Source organism: Dickeya sp. ws52, assembly GCF_007210685.1.
GTDB classification, from domain to species: Bacteria; Pseudomonadota; Gammaproteobacteria; order Enterobacterales; family Enterobacteriaceae; genus Dickeya; species Dickeya chrysanthemi.
This window is the reverse complement of the sequence record NZ_SZVX01000009.1, coordinates 1-25,125: the sequence shown is the minus strand read 5'-3', so window position 1 is coordinate 25,125 and position 25,125 is coordinate 1. Positions and strand designations below refer to the sequence as shown.

Here is a 25,125-nt window from a genome sequence, read left to right as displayed (position 1 = left end):
GGTGAGTGAGGATGGCACAACGGTCTGAAACAAGAAGGGCGGCCCGATGGCCGCCCTGTAGGATGAGAGATGGGGATCAGCGCGTACCGTACACCACGATGGTTTTACCGTGGGCGGAGATCAGGTTCTGATCTTCCAGCATCTTCAGGATACGGCCGACGGTTTCGCGGGAACAACCGACGATCTGGCCGATTTCCTGACGAGTGATCTTGATTTGCATACCGTCCGGGTGCGTCATGGCATCCGGCTGTTTAGCTAGGTTCAGCAAGGTCTGCGCGATACGACCGGTTACATCGAGGAACGCCAGATTACCGACTTTCTGCGATGTAACTTGCAGGCGACGCGCCATCTGCGATGACAACCGCATCAGAATATCCGGGTTGACTTGAATCAGCTGGCGGAATTTCTTATAGGAAATCTCAGCAACTTCACAGGCGGTTTTCGCCCGCACCCACGCACTGCGTTCCTGCCCATCTTCAAATAAGCCAAGTTCGCCAATAAAATCGCCCTGATTCAGGTAAGACAGAATCATTTCCTTGCCTTCTTCATCCTTGATCAGCACGGCAACCGAGCCTTTCACGATGTAGTAAAGCGTCTCTGCTTTTTCACCCTGATGAATAAGGGTGCTCTTCGATGGGTACTTGTGAATGTGGCAATGAGAAAGGAACCATTCGAGAGTCGGGTCTGTTTGCGGTTTGCCGAGAACCATTCGCTGTTATCCTCTGTTTGTAATTCACTGCGCAAATCACAGGGCTCAGAGTTCCCTGTACGGCGTGATAACATAGTTATAATTCAATTCCGTCCTGGCGGAATGACGTCAGGGAATATACTGAGGCTGTCTATACACGTCATATTCAGATTGCGGATGCGTTGGTCTGAATCATTCAGCGTATATCGGATGACGCCAGTAAGCCGGTGGCGGGTCTGACAGAGACTCAACACACGCCGGTTACGCTTTCGTTTGTAACACAGGTTGAGTGTAGTGTCTCGTGTTGTCTCGCTTCAGCATGATTAAGCTCTGATTATCAGGCTTTTTTGTACATAAGCGGTGCAAAATTTCAAAAATAATTGATTGAGGGCAAATTTATGCAGGCTCGGGTGAAATGGGTTGAAGGGTTGACGTTTCTGGGTGAGTCCGCGTCCGGGCATCAACTGCTGATGGACGGCAACGCCGGCGACAAAGCGCCCAGCCCGATGGAAATGGTGCTGATGGCGGCAGGCGGATGCAGCGCCATCGATGTGGTGTCTATTTTGCAAAAAGGCCGTCACGACGTGGTGGATTGCGAGGTTCGCCTGACGTCGGAACGCCGTGAAGAGGCGCCGCGGCTGTTCACCGCCATTAACCTGCACTTTGTTGTGACCGGCAAAGGATTGAGCGATAAAGCCGTGGAGCGCGCGGTATCGCTGTCGGCGGAAAAGTACTGCTCGGTGGCGCTGATGCTGGAAAAAGCGGTTAACGTGACCCACAGCCATGAAGTGATCGCGCTGGACTAATGCGCCTGACTGCGGCGGTGTGCTCCTGTTGCCGCCGCACCCTGCAAAGCCGTATTAATCAATCTTATTGCCTTCGATCAACCGCTGCACCAGCGGCATCATGATTAACTCCATCGCCAGCCCCATTTTGCCGCCCGGCACCACCAGCGTATTGATGTGGGAAATGAATGAGCCTTGCAACATCGCCAGCAGGTAAGGGTAATCAATATGGTCCAGACCCTGAAAGTGGATCACCACGAAACTTTCGTCCATCGACGGAATGGCTTTGGCGGCGAACGGATTAGAGGTGTCTACCGTCGGCACGCGCTGGAAGTTGATGTGGGTACGGGAAAACTGCGGCGTGATGTGGGTGATGTAATCTTCCATTGAACGCACGACGGAATCCATCACCGCCTCGCGGGAGTGGCCGCGCTCGTTGATATCGCGCACCAGTTTTTGGATCCACTCCAGGTTGACGATCGGCACCACGCCGACCAGCAGGTCGACATGCCGGGCAACATCATGCTGGTCGGTGACCACGCCGCCGTGCAACCCTTCGTAGAACAGCAGGTCGGTCGGTTCCGGCATCGGTTCCCAGGGCGTGAAGGTGCCCGGCACCTGATTGTAGGGAATGGCCTCGTCGTAGGTGTGCAGGTATTTGCGGGTCTGGCCGGTGCCGCTGCGGCCGTATTCAATAAACGTGTGTTCCAGTTGGCTGAAATCGTTCGCTTCCGGCCCGAAATAACTGATGTGGCGCCCCAGATCCCGTGCCTTGCGGATAGCCATGTCCATTTCCGGCCGGGTATAGCGGTGATAGCTGTCGCCATCCACCAGTGCGGCGCGCAGATTCAGTTGCTGGAAAATTTTGCGAAACGCCAGACTGGTGGTGGTGGTTCCCGCGCCGCTGGAGCCGGTGACCGCGATAATCGGATGCTGGTGCGACATGGTGTGTAACCTCCGGTGAATGGGGTAATCTCCGGTAATCCGGTAATCCGGTAATCCGGTAAATAGGAGCAACCCCGGCCAGAGATATCTGTTAATTGTTAGCATGTTTATACCGAGGTGACACGCCAATTTACGTTTTTAACCGATTGATTCAGGGCTAATACCGCTCACCGCTGCCGAGCTGGCTGCGGGGCATGATATTGACGGTTTCATGCAGTTCCGACCATACCAGCACGACCTCGCCGTGTGCCAATTGTTGGCGTACGTCCGCGACTTTTTCGTCGAGCGTGCGCTCCTGCTCGCCGTAGTCGGTGCCTTCGCGCAGGACGAACGATTCAATCAGATTTTGCAGTGTTTCCGGCGCCAGTTCTTGCCAGGGAATGATCATGCGATCTGCTCCAGATAAGGGGTGAACCAGTTGGGGAGCCGCTGTTCCAGCCACAACTCAGGCTGGTGCCATGTGCCGCCGACAAAACCGACGTGACCGCCGTGCTCCGTCAACTGGTAGTCGATATTGGCCGGTAATTGCGACGGCTCCGGTATCACCGCCGGCGTCATAAACGGATCGTCTTTAGCATGGATAATCAGTAACGGCTGACGGATGCGCGGCAACAAGGGCAGGGCGCTGTTGCGCCGGTAATAATCGGTTGCGTCGGTAAAACCGTGCAGTCGTGCGGTGATCAATTCGTCAAATTGTCGTAAACGACGCACCTGACGCAACTGTCCGGCGGAAATGGGCAGGCAATCAGGGAACATCGCCAGCTTGTGCAAGGCGTTGCGACGCAGCGAATGCAGCAGGTAGCGCTGGTAGAAACGTGAAAAGCCGCGCTCCAGCCGATAACTACAGGGCTCCAGCATTAACGGGGCGGACACTACCGCCGCCGCATTCAGCAGGCTTTCCCTCGGCTGCGCCAGCAGACAAGCCAGCATGTTGCCGCCCAGCGAAAACCCCACCGCGACGGTGGGTGCGGCACCGAAGGTCCGGCGCAACCAATGCAGGAAGTAGCGTGCGTCTTCGGTTTCACCGGCGTGATACGCGCGCGGCAGGAGATTGGGTTGTCCGCTACAGCCGCGAAAATGCATCACCACCGCCAGCCAACCGCGTTGCCGGCAGGCGGCCATCAGGCCGTGGGCGTAAGGGCTGTGAAAGCTGCCTTCCAGCCCGTGGAACAATACCACGCGCGGCTTGTGCGCCGCCTGCGCCGGCGCTTCACTCCAGGCGAGATCGACAAAATCCCCGTCCGGCAGGGTTAGCCGTTGCCAGACGGGTTGCAGAGCCGGACGGCGGCGAAGCAGGCGCGGCAGCAGCGTCTGAACATGTGGGTTGTGCGCGCCCGACAAGGGCTGAAAACATGTATTACGATAAGAAGAATGATTCATAAAAAGAGCGCCATGATGAAAAGAGGCCGCGATGCCTGTTGCCGCATGGCGAAATACTTGTCTGCATCTTGTCTCGCTGCTAGGTTGAACGTCCCTTCAGTTAAAGGATCGCCGTTTCATGGAGCACGTCAGCCTGTTTCTTTCAATGCTCGGTTTCTTGTGGGTCGCCGCCATTACGCCGGGTCCCAATAATATGCTACTAACCGCCTCTGCCGCCAACTTTGGCGTATTACGCTCCATGTCGTTGATGTTGGGCATCATGATCGGGATGCAGATCATGCTGCTGCTGGTGGCGTTGGGGCTGGGCAGCCTGATCCTGCTTTATCCGTCGCTGCATCTGGCGTTGAAGGTGTTGGGCAGCGTGTATCTGCTGTGGCTGTCGTGGAAAATTGCTACGGCGGCTTATGAAAAACTCGACACGGATACCGCGCCGCCGAAGCCGATTCCGCTGTATCAGGGCGGTTTGCTGCAATTTCTCAATCCCAAAGCCTGGTTGATGTCGCTGGGCGCCGTCGCGGGGTTCAGCCTGTCTGGTGATGGTTATGTCGGGTCGGTGGTGGCCATCAGCGTTGCGATGGTGTGCGTTAATTTCGTGTCCGGGATTATCTGGCTGGGGTTCGGCGCGATGATCGGCCGTTTGTTGCAAAGCCCACGCGCCTGGAAGATATTCAACCTCGTCATGGGGTTACTGACGGCGACCTGCGTGCTGATGATCTGGCATTAATCATTATTCGGTATAACGTGAAACGAACGGCGGGCCGTTTTATTGCACCCGCCGTTTTATCATCACTGCGGGATTTACCCCTGGCTTTCCGCATCACGCAGCAACTGTTCCAATTGTTCCTGCGCATCCAGCCAGGCCATTTCGGCATTTTCCAGCGCCGTCTTGGTCGCGCTTTGTTTTTGCAGGCACTCGGTCAGTTCATTTTTACGGCTGGCGTCATAGAGCGCGCTGTCGGCAAGGCGTTCTTCTACTGTCGTCAGCGCGGCCTGCAGTTTCTCCATCTGTTGTTCCAGTTGGGTAATCTGTTTGCGCACCGGTTGGGTCAGCGCGCGTAGCTCGGCATCGCGCCGCTTTTGATCTTTTCTCGATTGCGCACTGTTGGCGGCGTTTTCTTTGGGGGCGGAATCCCCGGCATTATCCTGCTTCTGCGCATCCAGCAGCCATTGCTGATAATCCTCCAGATCGCCGTCGAACGGCTCGACCTTGCCGTCGTGCACCAGATAGAGATCGTCGGTGGTGGATCGGATCAGGTGACGATCGTGAGACACCACCACCAGCGCGCCTTCGAAGTCGATCAACGCTTCGGTCAGCGCCTGACGCATATCGAGATCCAAATGGTTGGTCGGTTCATCAAGCAGCAACAGGTTAGGGCGCTGCCAGACGATCAGCGCCAGCACCAGGCGCGCTTTCTCGCCGCCGGAAAAGCGCTCGGTGGATTCGGTCACCTTGTCGCCCCGGAAGCCGAAACCGCCGAGATAGTCGCGCAACTGTTGTTCGGTCTCCCGTTCCGCCAGCCGGGTTAGGTGCTGCAACGGCGATTCGTCGGGACGCAGAAACTCCAGTTGATGCTGGGCGAAGTAACCGAGGCGCACGCCTTTGGCCAGCCCGATGTCGCCGTTGAACGGCTGAAGTTCGCCCGCCAGCAGTTTGATGAGCGTCGATTTGCCGGCGCCATTGTGACCCAATAACCCGATGCGCGAACCAGGCACCAGATTCAGCTTGATGGAGTCCAGAATCAGGCGGTCGCCGTAGCCGGCGCTGACTTTTTCCATTCGCAACAGCGGATTCGGCAACGCTTCCGGTTCACGAAAACTAAAGCGAAACGGGTTATCGACATGCGCCGGAGCGATAAGCTCCATGCGTTCCAGCATCTTGATGCGGCTCTGCGCCTGTTTCGCTTTACTGGCTTTGGCGCGAAAACGGTCGATGTAGTGTTGCAGATGGGCGACCCGTTCCTGCTGATGCTGATACATGGCCTGTTGCTGGGCCAGACGGGTAGCGCGTTGCTGTTCAAACGAGGTGTAGTTGCCGGTGTATTCGAACAGCGTTTCCTGCTCAATATGCAGGATCCGGTTGGCGATGGGATCGAGGAAATCCCGATCATGGGAGATCAGTACCAGCGTGCCGGGATAATTCTTCAGCCATTTCTCCAGCCAGATCACCGCATCCAGATCCAGATGGTTGGTGGGTTCGTCGAGCAGCAACAAGTCGGAACGGCAAATCAGCGCCTGCGCCAGATTCAGGCGCATACGCCAGCCGCCGGAAAAATCGCTGACGGAACGTTGCAACTGTTCTTGCTGAAAGCCCAGTCCGTTGAGCAGGCTGGCGGCGCGGGACTGTATCGACCAGGCCTGAATCGCATCCAGTTTTCCGTGCAGTGTGGCGATGGCGTGGCCGTCGTTGCGGGCATTCGCCGCATCCAGATCCGCTTCCAACTGGCGGAATTCGCGGTCTCCGTCTATCACGTAATCAATAGCCGAACGCGCCAGCGCCGGGGTTTCCTGATTGACCCATGCCAGCGCCCAGTTTTGCGGGAAGGTGACGCTGCCGCCGTCGGCGCTGATTTCCCCTTTTAACAGTGACAACAGGGTTGATTTGCCACAGCCGTTTTTACCGACCAGACCGACTTTTTGACCGGGATTGACGGTAGCGGTGGCGTTGTCCAGCAGTACCCTTGTACCGCGTCGAATTTGCAAGGAGGAGAAAACAATCATAACGCGCCAAATGTTCAAATATGTTAAATTAACGATCGGGTATCAGGACTGCCGTGTCCTGTTTATTGCTGTACCGCATGGTAGCCGAAAATACCTGCAATGACGACGCCCTGGAGGGGAATGATGTCGCAGCCACCAAAGATTTTGCTGCTGTTTGCCCATCCGGAATCTCAGGATTCTGTCGCGAATAAGCTGTTATTACACTCCGCCCGGCAGCTTGGGCATGTCACTGTGCACGATCTTTACGCTCACTACCCTGATTTTTTTATCGATATTCATCATGAGCAGCAGTTGCTGCGCGAGCATCAGTTGATCGTGTTTCAGCATCCGCTTTATACCTACAGTTGCCCGGCATTACTGAAAGAGTGGCTGGACAGGGTGTTGACGCGTGGTTTTGCCAACGGGGTAGGCGGTAATGCGCTGGCCGGAAAGTACTGGCGTTCGGTGGTGACGACCGGCGAGCAACAAGACGTGTACCGTGCGTCAGGTGTGAATCGTTATACGATGGATGAAGTCTTAAGGCCCTTTGAAATGACCGCCGCCATGTGTCACATGCACTGGCTGTCGCCGCTGGTTATCTATTGGGCGCGGCGCTTGCCGCCTGATGTGCTACGCGAACAGGCTAAAGCCTATAGCAACTGGCTGACGTCGCCGTTTCCGCATGGGGAACCCTAAACATGGAAACCTCTTCTCTCTTGAACGCCGGGGTGCTGTTCCTGTTTGTTGCCGTGCTGATGGTGCCGATTGCGGCGCGGCTGGGGATTGGTGCGGTGCTGGGGTATTTGCTGGCGGGGATCGCCATCGGCCCGTGGGGGCTGGGATTTATCCGTGACGTGGAAGCCATCCTGCATTTTTCCGAATTGGGCGTGGTATTCCTGATGTTTATCATCGGTCTGGAGCTGGACCCGGCCAAATTGTGGCGATTACGGCGGTCTATTTTCGGCACCGGTGCGGCGCAGGTGTTGCTGAGTGCGGCGGCGCTGGGCGGGGTGTTATATCTAAGCCGGTTTTCCTGGCAGGCGGCGCTGATTGGCGGCATTGGGTTGGCGATGTCTTCCACCGCCATCGCGCTGCAACTGATGCGTGAAAAAGGCATGAACCGCAACGAGTCCGGCCAGCTTGGTTTTTCGGTGCTGCTGTTTCAGGACCTGGCGGTGATCCCGGCGTTGGCGCTGATTCCGGTGCTGGCCGGGGTTCAGGGTGAACTGGATGACTGGAATCAGGTGGGGCTGAAGGTCGTGGCGTTCGGCGGGATGCTGATTGGCGGGCGTTATCTGGTGCGTCCGTTGTTCCGTTTTATCGCTGCGTCGGGCGTGCGCGAAGTGTTCACCGCCGCCTCGCTATTGCTGGTGCTGGGGTCGGCGTTGTTCATGGATGCGCTGGGCCTGTCGATGGCGCTCGGCACGTTTATTGCGGGCGTACTGCTGGCGGAAAGTGAATACCGCCATGAGCTGGAAATCGCCATTGAACCGTTCAAGGGCCTGCTGCTGGGGCTGTTTTTCATCTCGGTCGGTATGTCGCTCAATCTCGGCGTGCTGTATGCCAACATTCTGATGGTGTTGGCGGGCGTGGCGATGCTGGTCGTCGTGAAAGGGATAATCCTGTATCTGCTGGCGTGGTTGTACGGGTTGCGCTCCTCTGAGCGTCTGCAATTTGCCGGGGTGCTTAGTCAGGGCGGCGAATTTGCCTTTGTGCTGTTTTCCTCCGCGGCGACGTACAAGGTCTTGAAAGGCTCGCAATTGCCGTTGTTGCTGGTGACGGTCACGCTGTCGATGATGGTCACGCCGTTACTGATGACGCTTATCGACAAACTGTTATCGCGTCGCTTCAACCATCCGGAGGAAGAGGATGAAACGCATTATGTCGAGAATGATCGCCCCCAGGTGATAGTGGTGGGATTCGGCCGGTTTGGGCAGGTTGTCGCCCGTTTGTTGATGGCGAATAAAATGCGTATCACGGTGTTGGACCGCGACATCAGCGCGGTGCGTTTGATGCGCACCTATGGCTATAAAGTGTATTACGGTGATGCGACCCAGCTCGAACTCCTGCGCGCCGCCGGCGCGGATCAGGCGCAGTCCATCGTGATTACCTGTGTGAGCCCAGAGCACTCGATGACGATTGTGCACTTGTGCCAACAGCATTTTCCTCATCTGGAGATTCTGGTGCGGGCCCGCGGCCGTGTGGAAGCCCATGAGTTGCTGAAGGCCGGCGTGACGCAATTCACGCGCGAAACATTCTCGAGTGCGCTGGAGTTGGGACGTAAAACCCTGGTTTCATTAGGGATGCATCCTCATCAGGCTTACCGGGCGCAACAGCATTTTCGGCGGCTCGACATGCGTATGCTGCGTGAGCTGATGCCTCAGCATCAAGGCGATGTGGCGCAGATTTCCCGCGTCAAGGAGGCTCGCCGCGAGCTTGAGGAGATCTTTGAGCGAGAAATGCAGCGCGAACGGCGTCGGCCGGATGACTGGGACCAACACGAAGAACACTAGGCGAATGTGCGGCGTACCGTGGTATGCCGCGAATGCAACAGGCTAACAGAGAATAACCATGCGTAAACGTTTTATTGCCGGAGCCGTGTGCCCGAAGTGCCATACGCAGGATACGCTGGCGGTGGGGCGCGAAGGCGACGATGACGTGGTGGTGTGTGTGCACTGCGGCTATCAGCAAAGTCAATCGGAAACGCCGCCTAAGGCCGCCACGCCGCCCGCCGGCGAGATAATCGGCCTGTTTCGGCCTGAATAGGGCGGCAGGGGCGTGGGCGATTGCGGCTGGCCGTGGGGATATTCGCGTTGTGATCTGCGGTGTTTATCCCAGACGGTTTTTTATCCCAGGCAATACTTTTATCCCAGGCAATACTATCCCAGGCAATACATGGGGACGTTTTTCCGCTACAATTTGCGCAAAATTGATTTCCAACGCTAGGAGATATCATGAAAGTAGCAAAAGACCTGGTGGTCAGCCTGGCCTATCAGGTACGTACGGAAGATGGTGTATTGGTTGATGAGTCTCCGGTGAGTGCGCCGTTGGACTATCTGCATGGTCATGGTTCGCTGATTTCCGGTCTGGAAAAAGCGCTGGAAGGCCGTGATGTGGGCGAGCGTTTTGACGTCAGCGTCGGCGCTAACGATGCCTACGGCGAATACGACGACAATCTGGTTCAGCGTGTGCCGAAAGACGTGTTCGTCGGTGTGGACGAGCTTCAGGTCGGAATGCGTTTCCTGGCTGATACCGATCAAGGTCCGGTACCGGTAGAAATCACCGAAGTACAGGATGACCACGTCGTGGTTGATGGTAACCACATGCTGGCGGGCCAGAACCTGAAATTCAACGTAGAAGTGGTCGCTATCCGTGAAGCAACGGAAGAAGAGTTGGCGCACGGTCATGTACACGGTGCGCATGATCATGACCACGATCATGACGGTTGCTGCGGCGGCCACGGCCATGATCACGACCATGAACACGGTAAAGGGGGTTGCGGCGGTAACGGTGGTTGTGGTTGCCACCACTGATTTGCCCTTCCCTGAAAAGGCCGCGTTTGCGGCCTTTTTTCTTGTCGGCCCATCACCACTGCCTTGGGCGGTGGTGATGGTTTAACGTCGGCTACTCCTTCCCTACCAGCATGGCGTCCTGCGGGGCGTTGTCGCGCTGGGTTCGGGTCATCAGGAAATAGCTGTAACCCGCCAGCATCAGCACAATAAACAAACCGCCGATCACCGGGTTGAACCACAGCATAGCGATCAGACACACCACCGACAGCACCAGCGCGACAGCCGGAATGAACGGATAACCCGGCGCGTGGAAAGTACGATGCAACTCAGGTTCGGTACGACGTAAACGAAACAGGCTCAGCATACTCATCAGGTACATCACGTTGGCGCCGAATACCGCCATGGTGATCATCGCGGCGGTCAGGCTCATCCCTTGCAGGTTGATCCAACTGTCGCTGAAGATGGTGGCGATGCCGATCACGCCGCCGGTCAAAATAGCGCGGTGCGGTGTCTGGAAACGCGACAATTTCGCCAGACCGGCAGGCAGGTAGCCGGCGCGAGCCAGCGCGAAGAACTGACGCGAATAGCCAAGGATGATGCCGTGGAAACTGGCGATGAGCCCGAACAGACCGATCCACACCAGCATGTGCATCCAGCCGGAGTTTTCGCCTACCACCGCTTTCATCGCCTGCGGCAGCGGGTCGTTGATGTTGGATAAGGTCCGCCAGTCGCCGACGCCGCCGGCCATGATCATCACCCCGAGCGCCAGCACTACCAGCGTGATAATACCGCTGATGTAAGCTTTGGGGATGGTGCGTTGTGGGTCTTTGGCTTCTTCGGCCGCCATGGCGGCGCCTTCTATTGCCAGAAAGAACCAGATGGCGAAAGGAATGGCCGCGAAGATACCCGAAATCGCCGGGCCGCCGAAATCATTGCTGCCGGCCCAGCCGTTGGCAACGAAATGGCTGATGCTGAAACCCGGCGCGACGACGCCCATGAACACCAGCAATTCGATGACCGCCAACACGGTAACAAACAGCTCAAACATCGCCGCCAGCTTGACGCCCAAAATGTTCAGGCTCATGAAGATCAGATAAGCGCCGGTAGCCGCGTAGCGCGGGTCCAACGACGGGTACTGCACGTTGAGATAAGCGCCGATAGCCATGGCGATCGACGGCGGAGCGAACACGAACTCAATCAAGGTCGCCATACCGGCAATCAGACCGCCGGTTTCGCCAAAGGCGCGACGGCTATACGCGAACGGGCCGCCGGCATGAGGAATGGCGGTGGTCAGCTCGGTAAAGCTAAAAATAAAGCAGGTATACATGGCGGCGATAATCAGCGTGGTAACGAGAAAGCCCAGCGTTCCCGCCACGCCCCAGCCGTAACTCCAGCCAAAGTACTCGCCGGAAATCACCAGGCCGACGGCAATTCCCCACAGATGAAGCGTACCCAGGGTGGGTTTTAACTGCGTGGGTTTTAACTGCATTGTCATGACGGTCTCCCCTACAAAATGTGGGATGAAAACGGCTGCTTTTCATCACCTCTATTTATGAAAATCATGTGGTTAGAATTGCCGGTACCGAAAGCAGCATTGTTATCCGAAACAGCATTGTTATCCGGAACAACATTGTTATCCGGAACAACATCGTCATCCGGCGGCCGGCAGGTCTGTAGGTTTCGATAATGCCGCCGACGGTTCACCGGCGACTTGACAGCCGCATGGAGATTTTTGCGCTCTGCGGTCAAACCGGGAGGATCCGGCTGGCGGGTGCCGCGTAAGGTCAATTTGCGGCATTGCGGCGTCAAGCATCGTAACGGGAGTGATCACATCCTGAAGGCTGAGCGGGTTCTTTTATCCAGATACCCCCGCTACCGAGATAACCCCAGGATGAGATAAGACCTATGGCAGAACAGGTTATGGCTGAACAGTACGATACCCTTGATAACACCACGCTGGACCATTTGGCCGCATTGGCGATGCAACGTTACCCGTCGGCGCAACAAGGTGAACTTACCCTACTGTGCCGATCGGAAAACGCCACCTATCGGCTGATTGCCGGCGGTAAACGTTATGCGATGCGTATTCACCGACCCGGTTACCATCAGCGTGAAGACATCGCCGGTGAGCTGGCCTGGCTGGACGCGCTGCGCGAAGAAGGGATTACCGTACCGCAGGCGCTCCATGGGCTGGATGGCGAAGCGGTGCAAACGGTGACGATGGCGGATGGCACTACGCGCAATGTGGTGCTGTTCCACTGGATTGAAGGGGAAATGCCGACCACCGCCGTCGATGCCGCCGCTTTTGAACAACTGGGTATGATCACCGCGCGTTTGCATCAGCACAGCCGCCGTTGGGAACGACCGGCCGGTTTTCGTCGGCTGGTCTGGGATCATGACACCATGGTCGGCCCGCAAGGACACTGGGGGCGCTGGCAAGATGCCCCCAATCTGAAAGCGCATGATCATGGCATTATCGAAGAAACGCTGGCGCAGGTGCGTCAGGCGCTGGCGCACTACGGTAAAGATCGCCAGCGTTATGGTTTGATTCATGCGGATTTGCGCCTGACCAACCTGCTGCTGCAAAACGGCGAAACCCGGGTGATTGATTTTGATGATTGTGGTTTTAGCTGGTATCTGCACGATCTGGCGGCGGCGATCAGCTTTGTGGAGCATCATCCCAGTGCGCCAGCATGGGTGGAGGGGTGGCTCAGCGGCTACCAGAAAGTTTGCCCGCTCGGCGAGGTGGACCGTGCGGTAATCCCATCGTTGCTGATTCAGCGTCGTATTCAGTTGATGGCGTGGGCGGGATCGCACAGCCAGACGGAACAGGCCATCAGTCTGGGTGTGGACTGGAGCGATCACACCGTGCGGTTGTGTCGTCGCTATCTGGAGAAAGAGACTTTGCCGGTGGGAGCCTGAGCGCCGCCGTGCGTTTACTGCACCACGACAGCGCACCATGGGATCGCCATGGTGCTGCTTTACCTTACGACAACCGTTAAATCAGTCACTTGCGAATGGTATGGAATTTGCAGGTTTACGGCATTGAGTAGGTTGTGTGAGGCAGAAATCATGGAAACCACGTCTTTTCGGTTGCCGCCGGTCGCCGAGTTATCCATCGGGCACCGGGGGGTTCTGGCTGCCGCCGCATCGGGGCTGACCGACTTCATCGGTGAAAAAGGCGGCGATGCGGATCGCATTCTTGGCATCAGCGGTATTGACCCGGAAATGCTGGCCTGCCCGACGCTCAGCGTCGGACTGGTGAATTATTGCCGGGTGCTGGAAGAGGCGGCCCGTTATTCTGACTGCGATAATTTCGGGTTGCACTATGGGCGACAATTCAAACCGCAGGCGTTGGGGTTGATAGGCTATGTTGGGTTATGCAGTGCCACTCTGGAGCAGGCATTGCATAACGTAGTCAATGCCTTTCCCTTTCACCAGCACGATACGCTGATTCGCCTGGTGGACAAAGGCGACTGCTGGCGTTTTGATTATCAGGTACGCCACGGCGCTATCCTGCATTGTCGCCAGGATGCGGAACTGACGTTGGGGATGATGTTAAACCTGATTCGCCATGCGGCAGGAAAGAACTGGGCGCCGCGGGAAGTTCATTTTGAACATCCGCGCCCCGAGCAGTGGCACGAGCACTGCAAAGCGTTTGATGCGCCGGTGTATTTTGACCAGCCGTTCAATTCGTTGCTGATCCCGAAACGGGACCTGATGCGCGCCATGCCGGATCATGACCCGTTGCTATTACTGGTGGTGCAGGATGCCCTGCGTCGGCTTAACAACGACGCCCCCCAGCAAAGCGTGGTGGATCTGGCGCGCGCCCGGTTGCGCCAGGTGTTGTCGCAAGGTGAACCGGCGCTGGAAGAAGTCGCGGAGAATATCGGTTTATCGAGCTGGTCGCTGCAACGTCGCCTGAAAGAAGAAGGCATGACTTTCACTCAGTTGGTGGAGAAAGTGCGTTGCGAGATGGCAACCCATTATTTGCGGCAACGCCAGTTGTCGATTTCCGAGATGGCATTCCTGCTGGGCTACTCTGAAGTCAGCGCGTTTTCCCGCGCCTTCCGCCGCTGGTTTGGCATCAGCCCGCGGCAGTGGCGCAAGGCATAGCGCGTTTGCGGGCCTGCATCAATAATGCGGCGGCGGTGTTTCTTCCGCCTGCGAGGCAATCATCGACGGCGATGTCGCCCGAAGTTTCTCGGTTAACAACCGTAACTGTTCGCGCAACCGGGTCATTTCCAGCTCGTGTTGCACGACGGTGTGGTTCAATTCCTCAATCGTTACCTCCTGAAAAGCCAGGCGACTTTCCAGCAACTCAAGCCGTTGTTCCAGTGGTGACTGTGACATCGTTTTTCCTCCCGTGCAGTGAGCGCAAAGTGTGTCAGAAAGTGTAAAGTTCTGGTAGTAAAACCGCACGCCGTCGGGCGTAAATCCTGGTATTCAGAATTTTTCGCTATCTGGTGCGGCACGTCGTTGTATTGTCTTTACGCGCAACGTTATAGTAGCTGGCGAAATGTTAATGTTGCCGGGGCATGGTGCTCCGAATGTTGGAGAGATGGATGAAATCACTGTTTAAAGTCACACTGCTGACGGCGGCCATGGGACTGGCGCTGAGTACGGGTGTTATGGCGGCGGATGCAGCCAAGACCACTGATGCGGCGGCGGCCCCTGCCGCGGCAGACGCAGCGAAAGCCGCGGCCGGTAAATTCAAGAGCGATGAAGAAGCGGCAGCGTACGCACTGGGCGCATCTCTGGGTCGCTATATGGACAACTCCCTGAAAGAGCAGGAAAAGCTGGGCATCAAGCTGGACAGACAGCAGTTGATCCTGGGTGTTCAGGATGCGTTCGCCGATAAGAGCAAATTGTCTGACGAAGAAATTGAAAAAACCCTGCAGTCGTTTGAAGGCCGTGTGAAAGAAGCGGCTCAGGCGAAAATGCAGCAGGACGCCAAAGATAACGCGGATAAAGGCACCCAATTCCGTGATGCTTTTGCCAAAGAAAAAGGTGTGAAGAAAACCGAATCCGGCCTGCTTTACCAGGTAGAAAAGGAAGGGACCGGCGCGACGCCTAAAGACAGCGATACCGTCGTTGTGAACTACAAAGGGGCGCTGGTTGACGGTTCCGAGTTTGACAATTCCTACAAACGCGGCGAGCCGCTGTCTTTCCGTCTGGATGGCGTGATCCCAGGCTGGACCGAAGGCCTCAAGCATGTGAAGAAAGGCGGTAAGATCAAGCTGGTAATCCCGCCGGCACAGGCTTACGGCGAAGCCGGCGTGCCGGGGATCCCGGCGAATTCTACGCTGGTGTTCGACGTTGAACTGCTGGACATCAAATCCGATGCCGACGCGAAAGGCGCTGCGCCGAAAGCGGAAAAGCCGGCTGACGACAAGGCGAAGAAAGCCGCTCAGTAATCGATGGTTGCCGCCGAGGGTGGCGCCAGCACCCGATTGCGATACCGCCGCTCATGCGAGTCGGCGGTATTTTTTTGTGGTAAAACAGCGTCAAAGATCGTGGTTGGGTTGGTCAGTGAAAGCGGTCATGCCGTGCGATTGTCAGCGAGGGCTTCGAGGTCACTCTCTTCGTCGTTGCACGTATCATCCGTACGTTGTCGGAACACCACGCGGGCCTGAGTACCGGTACGATCACGCCGGTTTTCTAGGAAGAATTCGCCGTGGTGTAACTGCACGATGCGGGTCACGATGCTCAGCCCAAGTCCGATGCCGCCATAGCGTGTGTCCAGGCGCACAAACGCTTTGGTCAATTCCCCCACCTGCGATTCGTTGATGCCTGCGCCCTCATCTGCAACGATCAATTCACAGCCGCCGTCAGGGAAGTCGGTGATTTTGATGCTAATCGTGCTGTGTTCCGGGCTGTATCGATAGGCATTCTCTACCAGATTGCGCACCAACAACTGTAGTAGTGTGGCGTTACCGGGGACGTTGCCGTCCTGAAAATCTGACTGCCAGTCGAGCCGTTGGTGACGAGTGGCCGCCATTTCCTCCAACTCTTCCCGCTTCGGCGTAATCACATCGTCGACCAACGACACCGACTCGTAGTGGCCGGCGGCAAGTTCGTTGCCGACACGGGCCAGCAACAGCAACTGTTCAATGGTTTTGGTCAGGTGGTCGACGCGCTTGATTAATGGCTGGCAGTCGATATGGTGCGTTTGTTCATGTAATTCCAGACTGAGCCGGATGCCTGCCAGCGGGGTACGCAACTCATGCGCGACATTCGAGGCGAACAGCCGATCGCGGCGCAGTGATTCGCTAAAACGTATGAATAATTGATTCATGCTGGCGATGACCGCCGCCACTTCGGTCACATCGCTGCGTTGCTGGAGCGGTTCAAGATTTTCCGCCGTGCGGTTGTGCAGTTCTTCCTGCAGCGTAATGAGTGGACGAGTGATACGGTTAACCGCATGAGTACACATCACCAGCGACGCGATAATCATCACCAGGCTGGGAAGACTTAATGAGGCGATGGCCTCGTTAATCTCGAAGTCAATATCGCCACCCAGAGATTTGGCGGTCAGGGTTTGTTCTACCAGCAGTTCGATCTGCTCTTTGCTCTCATGCCAAAGCCAGATTACGCTGATCAACTGGCAGGCTAAAAGGATGCAGCCTAACGTCAGGATAAGCCGGGTACGAATGCTTGCCGTGTGCTCGAATGGGGCGGAATGAGAGATTTGACTCATGGCTGCTCCTCCCTGGATTGTTCGTCTTTGGATTGGTCGTCCTTGGTCAGCAAGTAACCGAAACCGCGCAGCGTTTTAATGCGATTCTTGCCGATCTTTTGCCGCAGGTTGTGGATGTGTACTTCCAGCGAATTCGACGACGGGTCATCATCCCAGCTGTAAAGATCCTGATGCAATACTTCGCGGTGTACCTGCGAACCGGCCTTGAGGATAAGGCGCGATAAAATGGCGAACTCCTTCGGCGTCAGTACGATCGGTTTGTCGTCCAGCATGACCTGCTGATTGTTGAGATCGAGCGTAATGTTGTCCACCCGAATCCAGCTATCGCTGGATCCCTGATGTCGACGGATTAATGCACGCACGCGAGCCTGAAACTCGCTCAGCGCAAAGGGTTTGATCATGTAATCGTCTGCGCCGACGTCCAGCCCGGTTACGCGGTCGTCCACCGTATCCCGCGCGGTGAGGATCAACACCGGTTGCTGGTAATGGTTTCGGCGCCAACGGCCAAGCAAGGTGAGGCCGTCTTCGTCCGGTAAGCCTAAATCCAGTACGACCAGGCTGTAGTGGGCGCTGGCAATCAGGGCATCTGCTTCTTTGGCCGTGGACGCGCAATCGCAGACATAACCCTCGTTGCGCATCGCCTGCAATAATCCTTCCTGTAACAACGCATCATCTTCAACAATCAAGAGTTTCATGAAGTGCCCCGACACGGTTGAAGAATATCAAGCGGCGCCTGATATTCTTTTGTCGCAATGTTAAACATGCCCAGAACGGTATGGAAAAGATTGTCCTGAGAAAAACGCTGCTGGTCGGCTTGTTTGCGCATACAACTGTCATTGATGGCAAACTGTTGCTGGTAGCCGCCGGAAAACCACATCAGCATCGGGATATGAGTTTGTTGTGTGGGCGCGACGGCATACGGCATACTGTGCAGGTAAATCCCGTCTTCGCCCAGTGATTCGCCATGGTCGGAGAGGTAAACCAAAGCGGTGTTAAATTTATCCTGATGCTCTTTCAAGACATTAATCGCCTTATCAACAATATAGTCTACGTAGAGAATCGTATTATCGTAAGTATTGATTAATGATTCTTGCGAGCACGTCTGGATCTGATTGGTATCGCAGGTCGGGGTGAATTTTCTAAACGCCTCCGGGTAGCGCTGATAATAGGCTGGACCGTGGCTGCCCATGGTATGCAGTACGATGATGCCATCATTGTTCAACTGGTTGATATAGTTATCCACACCCTGGAACAGCGCCTCATCATGACACTCGCCGTCAATACACAGCCCGGGGAGATTCAGGGTCGTTACATCTTGAGTCGGTACGCGGTTACAGACGTCTTTGCAGCCGCCGTCGTTATCTTGCCAGCGAACGCTGACGCCGGCGCGTTGCAGTATATCCAGCAATCCTTCCTGATGAGCGGCCAACTGATCGTCATAGCCGGTGCGCGGCATACCGGAAAACATGCAGGGAACCGAAACGCCGGTAGCGGTGCCGCAAGACGACGTCTGTTTGAAATAGATAACGTTGTCGTTGGTCAGGCGCGGGTTATTGGGTTTGCTGTAGCCGCCGAGGGCAAAATTCTCGGCGCGCGAGGTTTCTCCCACCACCAGAATCACCAGATTCTTTTTGCCATCGCCGGTTGACGGTGAATTTTTATGCGCATCCAACCCGATTTGTACCAACGGCAAATTCGCCTGAGCGTGATGACGATAATACGAGATGCCGGCGAGAATAATATTGCTGGGCGTTAGCGACTTCACCAGTTCTTTGTTATTTCGCATCAGCGAGGCGTAATCTTTATAGAAAAACGTGGCGACCAGCAGAATAGCGACAATCGACATCATGATGCTGAATACGCGGGAGCCGACCGCTATCCAGCTTAGCGGCGTCGGCCGAATCTTAATCCACAACGCGCCAATCGCCGGAACGATACCCAGCAGCGTCAGCCATAACAGATATTGCGGCGTCACCAGCGCCATGGATTCCGCCATGTTGGTTTCGAACACGTTCTGCATCATGGTGCGGTCAATAATGATGCCGTAATTAATCATGAAATACTGTACTGCCGCGCCGCCGATGAGCAGCAGGGCGACCACTCCCTGACGCAACCAGCGGATAATCAGTAACGTGAACAGGATATTCAGTACGGCGAAAATAACGATAGGCATGGTGGCGAGAAATAACCCGTCCCGCCAGGATTCGACCGCGACCAGGTGTGAGACCTGGCGATAATAGGCGATATTCTGTATCAGAGTGATGAACGTAGCGAATACCAGATTATAAGTAAAGCAGCTCCAGGTAGGGCGGGAGATAAGGGGAATTTTGAACATTGCAGGCAAGCCATCCATGCGAGAAAGTATGATGTGTCGCACTCTAAACCCCATAAATTAACTCAACCTTAAGAAGGAAAACACCCCGCCGGTCTCGAAATACAAAGGACGACACAAGGGTTATTTGGTAAACTGACAATCTTGTCAATACGATGATAAATGACGTTGAGGGTGGTGCCTGCCATGTCTACTTCGCTTGTTAATGGCGAATCCAATGACCTTGATTTGCTGGACCAACGTCCGTTCATGCAGACGGATTATGAAATCCTGAAATCGTATGAAGCCGTGGTTGACGGCCTGGCGATGCTGATTGGCGATCATTGCGAGATAGTCTTGCACTCGCTGGACGACCTGAAATGTTCAGCGGTCCGCATCGCCAACGGCGAGCACACTGGACGCAAAATCGGCTCACCCATTACCGATCTGGCATTACGCATGTTGCATGATATGGCAGGCGAAGACAGCAGCGTTTCCCGAGCGTATTTCACCCGCGCCAAAAGCGGCGTATTGATGAAGTCGGTAACCATTGCCATTCGTAATCGCGAGCAGCGCGTTATCGGACTATTGTGCATCAATATGAATCTCGACGTCCCCTTCTCGCAGATCATGCAAACCTTCCTGCCGCCTGAAATCAAGGAAGTGGCGTCTTCCGTCAACTTTGCCTCGTCGGTGGATGAGCTGGTGGCGCAGACGCTGGAGTTCACTATTGAAGAAGTGAATGCCGATCGCAATGTCTCCAACAATGCCAAGAACCGCCAGATAGTGCTTAATCTTTATGAAAAAGGCATCTTTGATATCAAGGATGCCATCAATCAGGTGGCCGATCGGCTGAATATTTCCAAGCACACCGTCTATTTATATATCCGCCAGTTTAAAAGCGGCGATTTCAGCGGGCACGATCGTTAATGCTGAGTTATTGCCTGTTGGTGACCGGCCCTGCCTACGGAACACAGCAAGCCAGCAGCGCGTTTCAGTTTGCGCAGGCTTTAGTGGCGCAAGGGTATCGCCTGCAGAGCGTTTTCTTCTACCGTGAAGGGGTGCTGAACGCCAATCAGTTCACTGCGCCGGCCAACGACGAGTTTGATCTGGTGCGCGCCTGGCAGCAACTGGCGCAGACGCATCAGGTAGCACTGAACGTGTGTGTGGCGGCCGCGTTGCGTCGCGGCGTGACGGATGCGCAGCAAGCGGAGCAACTGCATCTACCGGGGGCGAATCTCCAGCCAGGGTTTACTTTGAGTGGATTAGGCGAGCTGTCGCAGTCGATACTGCGCTGTGATCGCGTCGTCCAGTTTTAGTCGCGGGAAACATAAGATGAAGCGCGTTGCTTTTGTATTTACCCAGGCGCCTCATGGCTCGGCCTCGGGCCGGGAAGGGCTGGATGCGCTGCTGGCCATGTCGGCGCTGACCGAGGATATCGGGGTCTTCTTTATCTCTGACGGCGTATTTCAGCTTCTCCCCAACCAACAGCCAGACTTGATTCTGATGCGCAACTATATTGCGACGTTCGGGGTGCTGCCGTTGTACGACATCGAGCGCTGTTATGTCTGCGAGGCGTCGCTGCGCCAGCGTGGATTGCCTGTGGAAACCCGCTGGGTACTGGATGTAGAGCCGCTGGCTGCCGATGCGCTGCGCGCAATGCTCAATACTTACGATACTGTGCTGACCTTTTGACCGGTGACCCTATGCTGCATACTCTGGCGCATTCGCCTTACCATACCGATCTGGATGCCTTGCTGCGTAATATCGGCGAGGGCGACGTTATTTTGTTATTACAGGATGGCGTGATTGCTGCGTTGAGCGGTGTCTCCGTCAACGAACGCATACTGACTTCCGGCGTACCGGTTTATGCCTTGCAAGAGGATGTTGCGGCACGCGGACTTTCTGGTCAAATTTCTACCACAGTTGTACTGATTGACTATACTCAATTCGTGCAATTAACTGCCCTGCATTCCCGGCAACTGGCCTGGTGATTTCGCCTTTTTGTATATTTCTTGACTCCTTACCCGGCCAGCCCTAAAATTCTGCGTCCTCATACTTTGCCTCTGTCAAAGTCATGGGGTGATTTATTACGTGTTTACGAAGCAAAAACCAGGAGCTTTTTGAATGGCAACAATTAACCAGCTGGTTCGCAAGCCGCGCTCCCTGAAGGTTGCTAAAAGCAACGTTCCGGCGCTGGAAGCCTGCCCGCAGAAACGTGGCGTATGTACCCGTGTATATACCACCACCCCGAAAAAACCGAACTCCGCACTGCGTAAAGTTTGCCGTGTTCGTTTAACCAACGGTTTTGAAGTTACCTCCTATATCGGCGGTGAAGGTCATAACCTGCAGGAACACTCCGTGATCCTGATCCGTGGCGGTCGTGTTAAAGACCTGCCAGGTGTGCGTTACCACACCGTCCGCGGCGCGCTGGACTGCTCTGGTGTTAAAGACCGTAAGCAATCCCGCTCCAAATACGGCGTGAAGAAGCCGAAGGCTTAATGGTTCTCCGTTAAGTAAGGCCAAACGTTTTAACTTTAATGTCAAACTAAACTCGTAGAGTTTTGGACAATCCTGAATTAACAACGGAGTATTTCCATGCCACGTCGTCGCGTCATTGGTCAGCGTAAAATTCTGCCGGATCCGAAGTTCGGATCAGAACTGCTGGCTAAATTTGTCAATATCCTGATGGTAGATGGTAAAAAATCTACTGCAGAAGCAATCGTCTATACCGCGCTGGAGACCCTGGCTCAGCGTTCTGGTAAAAGCGAGCTGGAAGCTTTCGAAGTCGCTCTGGACAACGTTCGTCCGACTGTCGAAGTTAAGTCCCGCCGTGTAGGTGGTTCAACTTATCAGGTTCCGGTTGAAGTCCGTCCGGTTCGTCGCAATGCTCTGGCTATGCGTTGGATCGTTGAAGCTGCTCGTAAACGCGGTGATAAATCCATGGCTTTGCGCCTGGCGAACGAACTTTCTGATGCAGCAGACAACAAAGGTACTGCTGTGAAGAAACGTGAAGACGTTCACCGTATGGCTGAAGCCAACAAGGCGTTCGCTCACTACCGCTGGTAATCCCTGCGTAGACGTTAATACCCTGGCGGGCGCTCAACAGTTGACCCGCCCGGGTTTACTACTTTGAACGCCCTAGGAATAGAGGAAACAAATGGCTCGTACAACACCCATTGCGCGCTATCGTAATATCGGTATCAGCGCACATATCGACGCCGGTAAAACCACCACTACTGAACGTATTCTGTTCTACACCGGTGTGAACCACAAAATCGGTGAAGTTCATGATGGCGCCGCTACTATGGACTGGATGGAGCAGGAGCAGGAGCGTGGTATTACTATTACCTCCGCTGCGACCACTGCCTTCTGGTCTGGTATGGCTAAGCAGTATGAACCGCATCGCATCAACATCATCGACACCCCGGGACACGTTGACTTCACCATCGAAGTAGAACGTTCCATGCGTGTTCTGGATGGCGCAGTTATGGTTTACTGTGCGGTAGGTGGTGTTCAGCCGCAGTCTGAAACCGTATGGCGTCAGGCGAACAAATATAAAGTTCCGCGTATTGCGTTCGTTAACAAAATGGACCGTATGGGCGCGAACTTCCTGAAAGTTGTTGATCAGATCAAAGTCCGTCTAGGTGCGATCCCGGTTCCGTTGCAGCTGGCTATTGGCGCAGAAGAAAACTTCACTGGTGTCGTTGACCTGGTGAAAATGAAAGCCATCAACTGGAACGAAGCTGATCAGGGTACTACCTTCGTTTACGAAGATATCCCAGCTGACATGCAGGATCTGGCCGCTGAATGGCACCAGAATCTGATCGAATCCGCAGCTGAAGCTTCTGAAGATCTGATGGAAAAATACCTGGGCGGCGAAGAGCTGACCGAGGAAGAGATCAAAAAAGCACTGCGCCAGCGCGTGCTGAACAACGAAATCATTCTGGTTACCTGTGGTTCTGCGTTCAAGAACAAAGGTGTTCAGGCAATGTTGGACGCCGTTATCGATTACCTGCCTGCGCCGACCGATGTTCCGGCAATCAAGGGTATGCTGGATGACGGTAAAGATACGCCTGCTGAGCGTCATGCCAGCGACGACGAGCCGTTCTCTGCTCTGGCGTTCAAAATCGCAACCGACCCGTTTGTGGGCAACCTGACGTTCTTCCGCGTGTACTCCGGCGTAGTTAACTCCGGCGACACCGTACTGAACTCAGTAAAATCTGAGCGCGAGCGTTTTGGCCGTATCGTTCAGATGCACGCTAACAAACGTGAAGAAATTAAAGAAGTTCGCGCCGGTGATATCGCGGCTGCGATCGGTCTGAAAGACGTGATCACCGGTGATACCCTGTGTAACCCGGATCATCCGATCATTCTGGAGCGTATGGAATTCCCGGAACCGGTTATCTCCATCGCTGTAGAACCGAAAACCAAAGCCGACCAGGAAAAAATGGGTCTGGCTCTGGGCCGTCTGGCTAAAGAAGACCCGTCTTTCCGCGTATGGACTGATGAAGAATCCAACCAGACCATCATTGCAGGTATGGGTGAACTGCACCTGGACATCATCGTTGACCGTATGAAGCGCGAATTCAACGTAGAAGCAAATGTGGGTAAACCGCAGGTTGCTTACCGTGAAGCGATTCGTTCTAAAGTTACCGACGTTGAAGGTAAACACGCCAAGCAGTCTGGTGGTCGTGGTCAGTACGGTCATGTTGTTATCGACATGTACCCGCTGGAGCCGGGCTCGAATCCGAAAGGTTACGAGTTCGTCAACGATATTAAAGGCGGCGTGATTCCTGGTGAATACATTCCGGCTGTTGACAAAGGCATCCAGGAACAGCTGAAAGCGGGTCCGTTGGCTGGCTTCCCGGTAGTGGATCTCGGCGTGCGTCTGCACTTCGGTTCTTACCATGACGTTGACTCCTCCGAGCTGGCGTTTAAACTGGCTGCTTCTATTGCCTTTAAAGCCGCGTTCGGTAAAGCGAATCCTGTTCTGCTTGAGCCGATCATGAAGGTTGAAGTAGAAACGCCGGAAGAGAACACGGGTGACGTCATCGGTGACTTGAGCCGTCGTCGTGGTATGCTGCGTGGTCAAGAATCCAACGTAACTGGCGTTGTGATTCACGCTGAAGTTCCGCTGTCTGAAATGTTCGGATATGCAACTCAGCTGCGCTCTCTGACCAAAGGTCGTGCTTCTTACTCCATGGAGTTCCTGAAGTACGATGATGCGCCGAACAACGTAGCCCAGGCCGTTATTGAAGCCCGTCGTAAGTAATAAACCTATAGTAAGTTACTTAGGTTTAACAAAACATTGATCCCGTGCTCTCTCCATCAGGGGAGAGCATTTGAGTAAGGAATATAGCCGTGTCTAAAGAAAAATTTGAACGTACAAAACCGCACGTTAACGTCGGTACTATCGGCCACGTTGACCATGGTAAAACAACGCTGACCGCTGCCATCACTACCGTTCTGGCAAAAACCTACGGTGGCCAGGCTCGTGCATTCGACCAGATCGACAACGCGCCGGAAGAAAAAGCACGTGGTATCACCATCAACACCTCTCACGTTGAATACGATACCCCGACCCGTCACTACGCGCATGTTGACTGCCCAGGGCACGCCGACTACGTGAAAAACATGATCACCGGTGCTGCCCAGATGGACGGCGCGATCCTGGTTGTTGCTGCGACTGACGGCCCGATGCCGCAGACCCGTGAGCACATCCTGCTGGGTCGTCAGGTAGGTGTTCCGTTCATCATCGTGTTCCTGAACAAATGCGACATGGTTGATGACGAAGAGCTGCTGGAACTGGTTGAGATGGAAGTGCGTGAGCTGCTGTCTCAGTACGACTTCCCGGGCGACGACACGCCGGTTATCCGCGGTTCCGCGCTGAAAGCGCTGGAAGGCGAAGCCGAGTGGGAAGCGAAAATCATCGAACTGGCCGAAGCACTGGACAGCTACATTCCGGAACCGGAGCGTGCGATTGACAAGCCGTTCCTGCTGCCGATCGAAGACGTATTCTCTATCTCTGGCCGTGGTACAGTTGTGACCGGTCGTGTAGAGCGCGGTATCGTGAAAGTGGGTGAAGAAGTGGAAATCGTGGGTAT

The 25,125-nt window shown here is 55.1% G+C and carries 27 protein-coding genes; 17 read left to right on the top strand and 10 right to left on the bottom strand.

The features are described from left to right. Nucleotides 1-76: 76 nt before the first annotated feature. Complete coding sequence (gene crp, locus FDP13_RS10275) at nt 77-709, bottom strand: cAMP-activated global transcriptional regulator CRP (protein ID WP_012768072.1); 633 nt, start codon at nt 707-709, stop codon at nt 77-79. Between the two features lie 377 nt (nt 710-1,086). On the opposite strand from crp, the gene FDP13_RS10270 reads away from it, so the two are divergent. Then, nucleotides 1,087-1,494: an OsmC family protein gene (locus tag FDP13_RS10270; RefSeq protein ID WP_012768073.1), complete on the top strand. Its 408-nt coding sequence runs from the start codon at nt 1,087-1,089 to the stop codon at nt 1,492-1,494. Nucleotides 1,495-1,548: 54 nt separating this feature from the next. Here the strand turns inward: FDP13_RS10270 and FDP13_RS10265 are convergent, their stop codons facing one another. From FDP13_RS10265 to FDP13_RS10255, 3 genes are all read right to left on the bottom strand, one after another. Then, nucleotides 1,549-2,418 (bottom strand): phosphoribulokinase, encoded by an 870-nt coding sequence (locus FDP13_RS10265; RefSeq protein WP_012768074.1) that lies wholly within the window; start codon nt 2,416-2,418, stop codon nt 1,549-1,551. Nucleotides 2,419-2,575: 157 nt separating this feature from the next. After that, nucleotides 2,576-2,806 carry a YheU family protein gene (locus FDP13_RS10260; protein WP_012768075.1) on the bottom strand — a complete coding sequence of 77 codons (231 nt, stop codon included), beginning with the start codon at nt 2,804-2,806 and terminating at the stop codon, nt 2,576-2,578. Next, nucleotides 2,803-3,798 carry a hydrolase gene (locus FDP13_RS10255; protein ID WP_033577638.1) on the bottom strand — a complete coding sequence of 332 codons (996 nt, stop codon included), beginning with the start codon at nt 3,796-3,798 and terminating at the stop codon, nt 2,803-2,805. The genes FDP13_RS10260 and FDP13_RS10255 overlap by 4 nt, the downstream gene beginning before the upstream one ends. Nucleotides 3,799-3,916: 118 nt before the next feature. Here FDP13_RS10255 and FDP13_RS10250 point away from each other — a divergent pair, with 118 nt between their 5' ends. Beyond that, a complete protein-coding gene (locus FDP13_RS10250) occupies nt 3,917-4,522 on the top strand; it encodes a LysE family translocator (RefSeq protein ID WP_033577637.1) in 606 nt (201 codons plus the stop codon). A gap of 74 nt (nt 4,523-4,596) precedes the next feature. Here FDP13_RS10250 and FDP13_RS10245 read toward each other — a convergent pair whose 3' ends face one another. Continuing rightward, on the bottom strand, nt 4,597-6,516 hold the full coding sequence (locus tag FDP13_RS10245) for an ABC transporter ATP-binding protein (protein ID WP_143839384.1): 1,920 nt from the start codon (nt 6,514-6,516) through the stop codon (nt 4,597-4,599). A 123-nt stretch (nt 6,517-6,639) separates the two neighbouring features. Here FDP13_RS10245 and kefG point away from each other — a divergent pair, with 123 nt between their 5' ends. The 4 genes from kefG (at nt 6,640) to slyD (ending at nt 10,028) form a co-directional block, all read left to right on the top strand. Next, the gene (kefG, locus tag FDP13_RS10240; RefSeq protein WP_012768079.1) at nt 6,640-7,191 is read left to right on the top strand and encodes a glutathione-regulated potassium-efflux system ancillary protein KefG; all 552 of its coding nucleotides are present in this window, start codon (nt 6,640-6,642) and stop codon (nt 7,189-7,191) included. Nucleotides 7,192-7,193: 2 nt separating this feature from the next. Then, nucleotides 7,194-9,008 carry a glutathione-regulated potassium-efflux system protein KefB gene (kefB, locus tag FDP13_RS10235; protein WP_012768080.1) on the top strand — a complete coding sequence of 605 codons (1,815 nt, stop codon included), beginning with the start codon at nt 7,194-7,196 and terminating at the stop codon, nt 9,006-9,008. 58 nt (nt 9,009-9,066) lie between these two features. Beyond that, a complete protein-coding gene (locus FDP13_RS10230) occupies nt 9,067-9,261 on the top strand; it encodes a YheV family putative zinc ribbon protein (protein ID WP_012768081.1) in 195 nt (64 codons plus the stop codon). Nucleotides 9,262-9,449: 188 nt separating this feature from the next. Further along, the gene (gene slyD / locus FDP13_RS10225) at nt 9,450-10,028 is read left to right on the top strand and encodes a peptidylprolyl isomerase (protein ID WP_012768082.1); all 579 of its coding nucleotides are present in this window, start codon (nt 9,450-9,452) and stop codon (nt 10,026-10,028) included. Between the two features lie 91 nt (nt 10,029-10,119). On the opposite strand, the gene eat is transcribed toward slyD, so the two are convergent. Next, nucleotides 10,120-11,502: an ethanolamine permease gene (gene eat, locus FDP13_RS10220; RefSeq protein WP_143839383.1), complete on the bottom strand. Its 1,383-nt coding sequence runs from the start codon at nt 11,500-11,502 to the stop codon at nt 10,120-10,122. 410 nt (nt 11,503-11,912) lie between these two features. Between eat and FDP13_RS10215 the strand changes: the two genes are divergently transcribed. Both FDP13_RS10215 and FDP13_RS10210 read left to right on the top strand, forming a co-directional pair. Next, nucleotides 11,913-12,929, top strand: a complete 1,017-nt coding sequence (locus FDP13_RS10215; protein ID WP_143839382.1) for a phosphotransferase enzyme family protein — start codon at nt 11,913-11,915, stop codon at nt 12,927-12,929. 150 nt (nt 12,930-13,079) lie between these two features. Continuing rightward, entirely contained in the window at nt 13,080-14,123 is a 1,044-nt protein-coding gene (locus FDP13_RS10210) for an AraC family transcriptional regulator (RefSeq protein ID WP_143839380.1), read from the top strand. 18 nt (nt 14,124-14,141) lie between these two features. Here FDP13_RS10210 and FDP13_RS10205 read toward each other — a convergent pair whose 3' ends face one another. Further along, a complete protein-coding gene (locus FDP13_RS10205; protein ID WP_012768086.1) occupies nt 14,142-14,360 on the bottom strand; it encodes a protein SlyX in 219 nt (72 codons plus the stop codon). A gap of 212 nt (nt 14,361-14,572) precedes the next feature. Here FDP13_RS10205 and fkpA point away from each other — a divergent pair, with 212 nt between their 5' ends. Continuing rightward, on the top strand, nt 14,573-15,424 hold the full coding sequence (fkpA, locus tag FDP13_RS10200; RefSeq protein ID WP_143839378.1) for an FKBP-type peptidyl-prolyl cis-trans isomerase: 852 nt from the start codon (nt 14,573-14,575) through the stop codon (nt 15,422-15,424). A gap of 125 nt (nt 15,425-15,549) precedes the next feature. On the opposite strand, the gene pmrB is transcribed toward fkpA, so the two are convergent. Genes pmrB through eptA form a run of 3 tightly spaced genes read right to left on the bottom strand, consistent with a single transcriptional unit; the run spans nt 15,550 to nt 19,042 of the window. Beyond that, nucleotides 15,550-16,707 carry a two-component system sensor histidine kinase PmrB gene (pmrB, locus tag FDP13_RS10195; protein ID WP_143839377.1) on the bottom strand — a complete coding sequence of 386 codons (1,158 nt, stop codon included), beginning with the start codon at nt 16,705-16,707 and terminating at the stop codon, nt 15,550-15,552. Beyond that, entirely contained in the window at nt 16,704-17,402 is a 699-nt protein-coding gene (gene pmrA / locus FDP13_RS10190; protein ID WP_012768089.1) for a two-component system response regulator PmrA, read from the bottom strand. The genes pmrB and pmrA overlap by 4 nt, the downstream gene beginning before the upstream one ends. Continuing rightward, nucleotides 17,399-19,042 carry a phosphoethanolamine transferase EptA gene (gene eptA, locus FDP13_RS10185; RefSeq protein WP_143839376.1) on the bottom strand — a complete coding sequence of 548 codons (1,644 nt, stop codon included), beginning with the start codon at nt 19,040-19,042 and terminating at the stop codon, nt 17,399-17,401. The genes pmrA and eptA overlap by 4 nt, the downstream gene beginning before the upstream one ends. A 183-nt stretch (nt 19,043-19,225) precedes the next feature. Between eptA and FDP13_RS10180 the strand changes: the two genes are divergently transcribed. From FDP13_RS10180 to FDP13_RS10145, 8 genes are all read left to right on the top strand, one after another. Continuing rightward, entirely contained in the window at nt 19,226-19,948 is a 723-nt protein-coding gene (locus FDP13_RS10180) for a transcriptional regulator (protein WP_012768091.1), read from the top strand. Further along, the gene (tusD, locus tag FDP13_RS10175) at nt 19,948-20,337 is read left to right on the top strand and encodes a sulfurtransferase complex subunit TusD (protein ID WP_012768092.1); all 390 of its coding nucleotides are present in this window, start codon (nt 19,948-19,950) and stop codon (nt 20,335-20,337) included. The genes FDP13_RS10180 and tusD overlap by 1 nt, the downstream gene beginning before the upstream one ends. 16 nt (nt 20,338-20,353) lie before the next feature. After that, entirely contained in the window at nt 20,354-20,713 is a 360-nt protein-coding gene (gene tusC / locus FDP13_RS10170; RefSeq protein WP_012768093.1) for a sulfurtransferase complex subunit TusC, read from the top strand. Between the two features lie 11 nt (nt 20,714-20,724). Next, on the top strand, nt 20,725-21,012 hold the full coding sequence (tusB, locus tag FDP13_RS10165) for a sulfurtransferase complex subunit TusB (RefSeq protein ID WP_027710757.1): 288 nt from the start codon (nt 20,725-20,727) through the stop codon (nt 21,010-21,012). 133 nt (nt 21,013-21,145) lie between these two features. After that, nucleotides 21,146-21,520, top strand: a complete 375-nt coding sequence (rpsL, locus tag FDP13_RS10160; RefSeq protein ID WP_012768095.1) for a 30S ribosomal protein S12 — start codon at nt 21,146-21,148, stop codon at nt 21,518-21,520. 96 nt (nt 21,521-21,616) lie between these two features. After that, nucleotides 21,617-22,087 (top strand): 30S ribosomal protein S7, encoded by a 471-nt coding sequence (gene rpsG, locus FDP13_RS10155; RefSeq protein ID WP_012768096.1) that lies wholly within the window; start codon nt 21,617-21,619, stop codon nt 22,085-22,087. A gap of 91 nt (nt 22,088-22,178) precedes the next feature. Then, on the top strand, nt 22,179-24,293 hold the full coding sequence (gene fusA / locus FDP13_RS10150) for an elongation factor G (protein WP_143839375.1): 2,115 nt from the start codon (nt 22,179-22,181) through the stop codon (nt 24,291-24,293). 89 nt (nt 24,294-24,382) lie between these two features. Beyond that, on the top strand, nt 24,383-25,125 hold a 743-nt coding region (locus FDP13_RS10145), incomplete at its 3' end, for an elongation factor Tu (protein ID WP_143839374.1).

What these genes read in the sequence shown, in the direction of transcription:
- crp (WP_012768072.1), bottom strand. Translation starts at nt 709, where the DNA reads ATGGTTCTCGGCAAACCGCAAACAGACCCGACTCTCGAATGGTTCCTT.
- FDP13_RS10270 (WP_012768073.1), top strand. Translation starts at nt 1,087, where the DNA reads ATGCAGGCTCGGGTGAAATGGGTTGAAGGGTTGACGTTTCTGGGTGAG.
- FDP13_RS10265 (WP_012768074.1), bottom strand. Translation starts at nt 2,418, where the DNA reads ATGTCGCACCAGCATCCGATTATCGCGGTCACCGGCTCCAGCGGCGCG.
- FDP13_RS10260 (WP_012768075.1), bottom strand. Translation starts at nt 2,806, where the DNA reads ATGATCATTCCCTGGCAAGAACTGGCGCCGGAAACACTGCAAAATCTG.
- FDP13_RS10255 (WP_033577638.1), bottom strand. Translation starts at nt 3,798, where the DNA reads ATGAATCATTCTTCTTATCGTAATACATGTTTTCAGCCCTTGTCGGGC.
- FDP13_RS10250 (WP_033577637.1), top strand. Translation starts at nt 3,917, where the DNA reads ATGGAGCACGTCAGCCTGTTTCTTTCAATGCTCGGTTTCTTGTGGGTC.
- FDP13_RS10245 (WP_143839384.1), bottom strand. Translation starts at nt 6,516, where the DNA reads ATGATTGTTTTCTCCTCCTTGCAAATTCGACGCGGTACAAGGGTACTG.
- kefG (WP_012768079.1), top strand. Translation starts at nt 6,640, where the DNA reads ATGTCGCAGCCACCAAAGATTTTGCTGCTGTTTGCCCATCCGGAATCT.
- kefB (WP_012768080.1), top strand. Translation starts at nt 7,194, where the DNA reads ATGGAAACCTCTTCTCTCTTGAACGCCGGGGTGCTGTTCCTGTTTGTT.
- FDP13_RS10230 (WP_012768081.1), top strand. Translation starts at nt 9,067, where the DNA reads ATGCGTAAACGTTTTATTGCCGGAGCCGTGTGCCCGAAGTGCCATACG.
- slyD (WP_012768082.1), top strand. Translation starts at nt 9,450, where the DNA reads ATGAAAGTAGCAAAAGACCTGGTGGTCAGCCTGGCCTATCAGGTACGT.
- eat (WP_143839383.1), bottom strand. Translation starts at nt 11,502, where the DNA reads ATGACAATGCAGTTAAAACCCACGCAGTTAAAACCCACCCTGGGTACG.
- FDP13_RS10215 (WP_143839382.1), top strand. Translation starts at nt 11,913, where the DNA reads ATGGCAGAACAGGTTATGGCTGAACAGTACGATACCCTTGATAACACC.
- FDP13_RS10210 (WP_143839380.1), top strand. Translation starts at nt 13,080, where the DNA reads ATGGAAACCACGTCTTTTCGGTTGCCGCCGGTCGCCGAGTTATCCATC.
- FDP13_RS10205 (WP_012768086.1), bottom strand. Translation starts at nt 14,360, where the DNA reads ATGTCACAGTCACCACTGGAACAACGGCTTGAGTTGCTGGAAAGTCGC.
- fkpA (WP_143839378.1), top strand. Translation starts at nt 14,573, where the DNA reads ATGAAATCACTGTTTAAAGTCACACTGCTGACGGCGGCCATGGGACTG.
- pmrB (WP_143839377.1), bottom strand. Translation starts at nt 16,707, where the DNA reads ATGAGTCAAATCTCTCATTCCGCCCCATTCGAGCACACGGCAAGCATT.
- pmrA (WP_012768089.1), bottom strand. Translation starts at nt 17,402, where the DNA reads ATGAAACTCTTGATTGTTGAAGATGATGCGTTGTTACAGGAAGGATTA.
- eptA (WP_143839376.1), bottom strand. Translation starts at nt 19,042, where the DNA reads ATGTTCAAAATTCCCCTTATCTCCCGCCCTACCTGGAGCTGCTTTACT.
- FDP13_RS10180 (WP_012768091.1), top strand. Translation starts at nt 19,226, where the DNA reads ATGTCTACTTCGCTTGTTAATGGCGAATCCAATGACCTTGATTTGCTG.
- tusD (WP_012768092.1), top strand. Translation starts at nt 19,948, where the DNA reads ATGCTGAGTTATTGCCTGTTGGTGACCGGCCCTGCCTACGGAACACAG.
- tusC (WP_012768093.1), top strand. Translation starts at nt 20,354, where the DNA reads ATGAAGCGCGTTGCTTTTGTATTTACCCAGGCGCCTCATGGCTCGGCC.
- tusB (WP_027710757.1), top strand. Translation starts at nt 20,725, where the DNA reads ATGCTGCATACTCTGGCGCATTCGCCTTACCATACCGATCTGGATGCC.
- rpsL (WP_012768095.1), top strand. Translation starts at nt 21,146, where the DNA reads ATGGCAACAATTAACCAGCTGGTTCGCAAGCCGCGCTCCCTGAAGGTT.
- rpsG (WP_012768096.1), top strand. Translation starts at nt 21,617, where the DNA reads ATGCCACGTCGTCGCGTCATTGGTCAGCGTAAAATTCTGCCGGATCCG.
- fusA (WP_143839375.1), top strand. Translation starts at nt 22,179, where the DNA reads ATGGCTCGTACAACACCCATTGCGCGCTATCGTAATATCGGTATCAGC.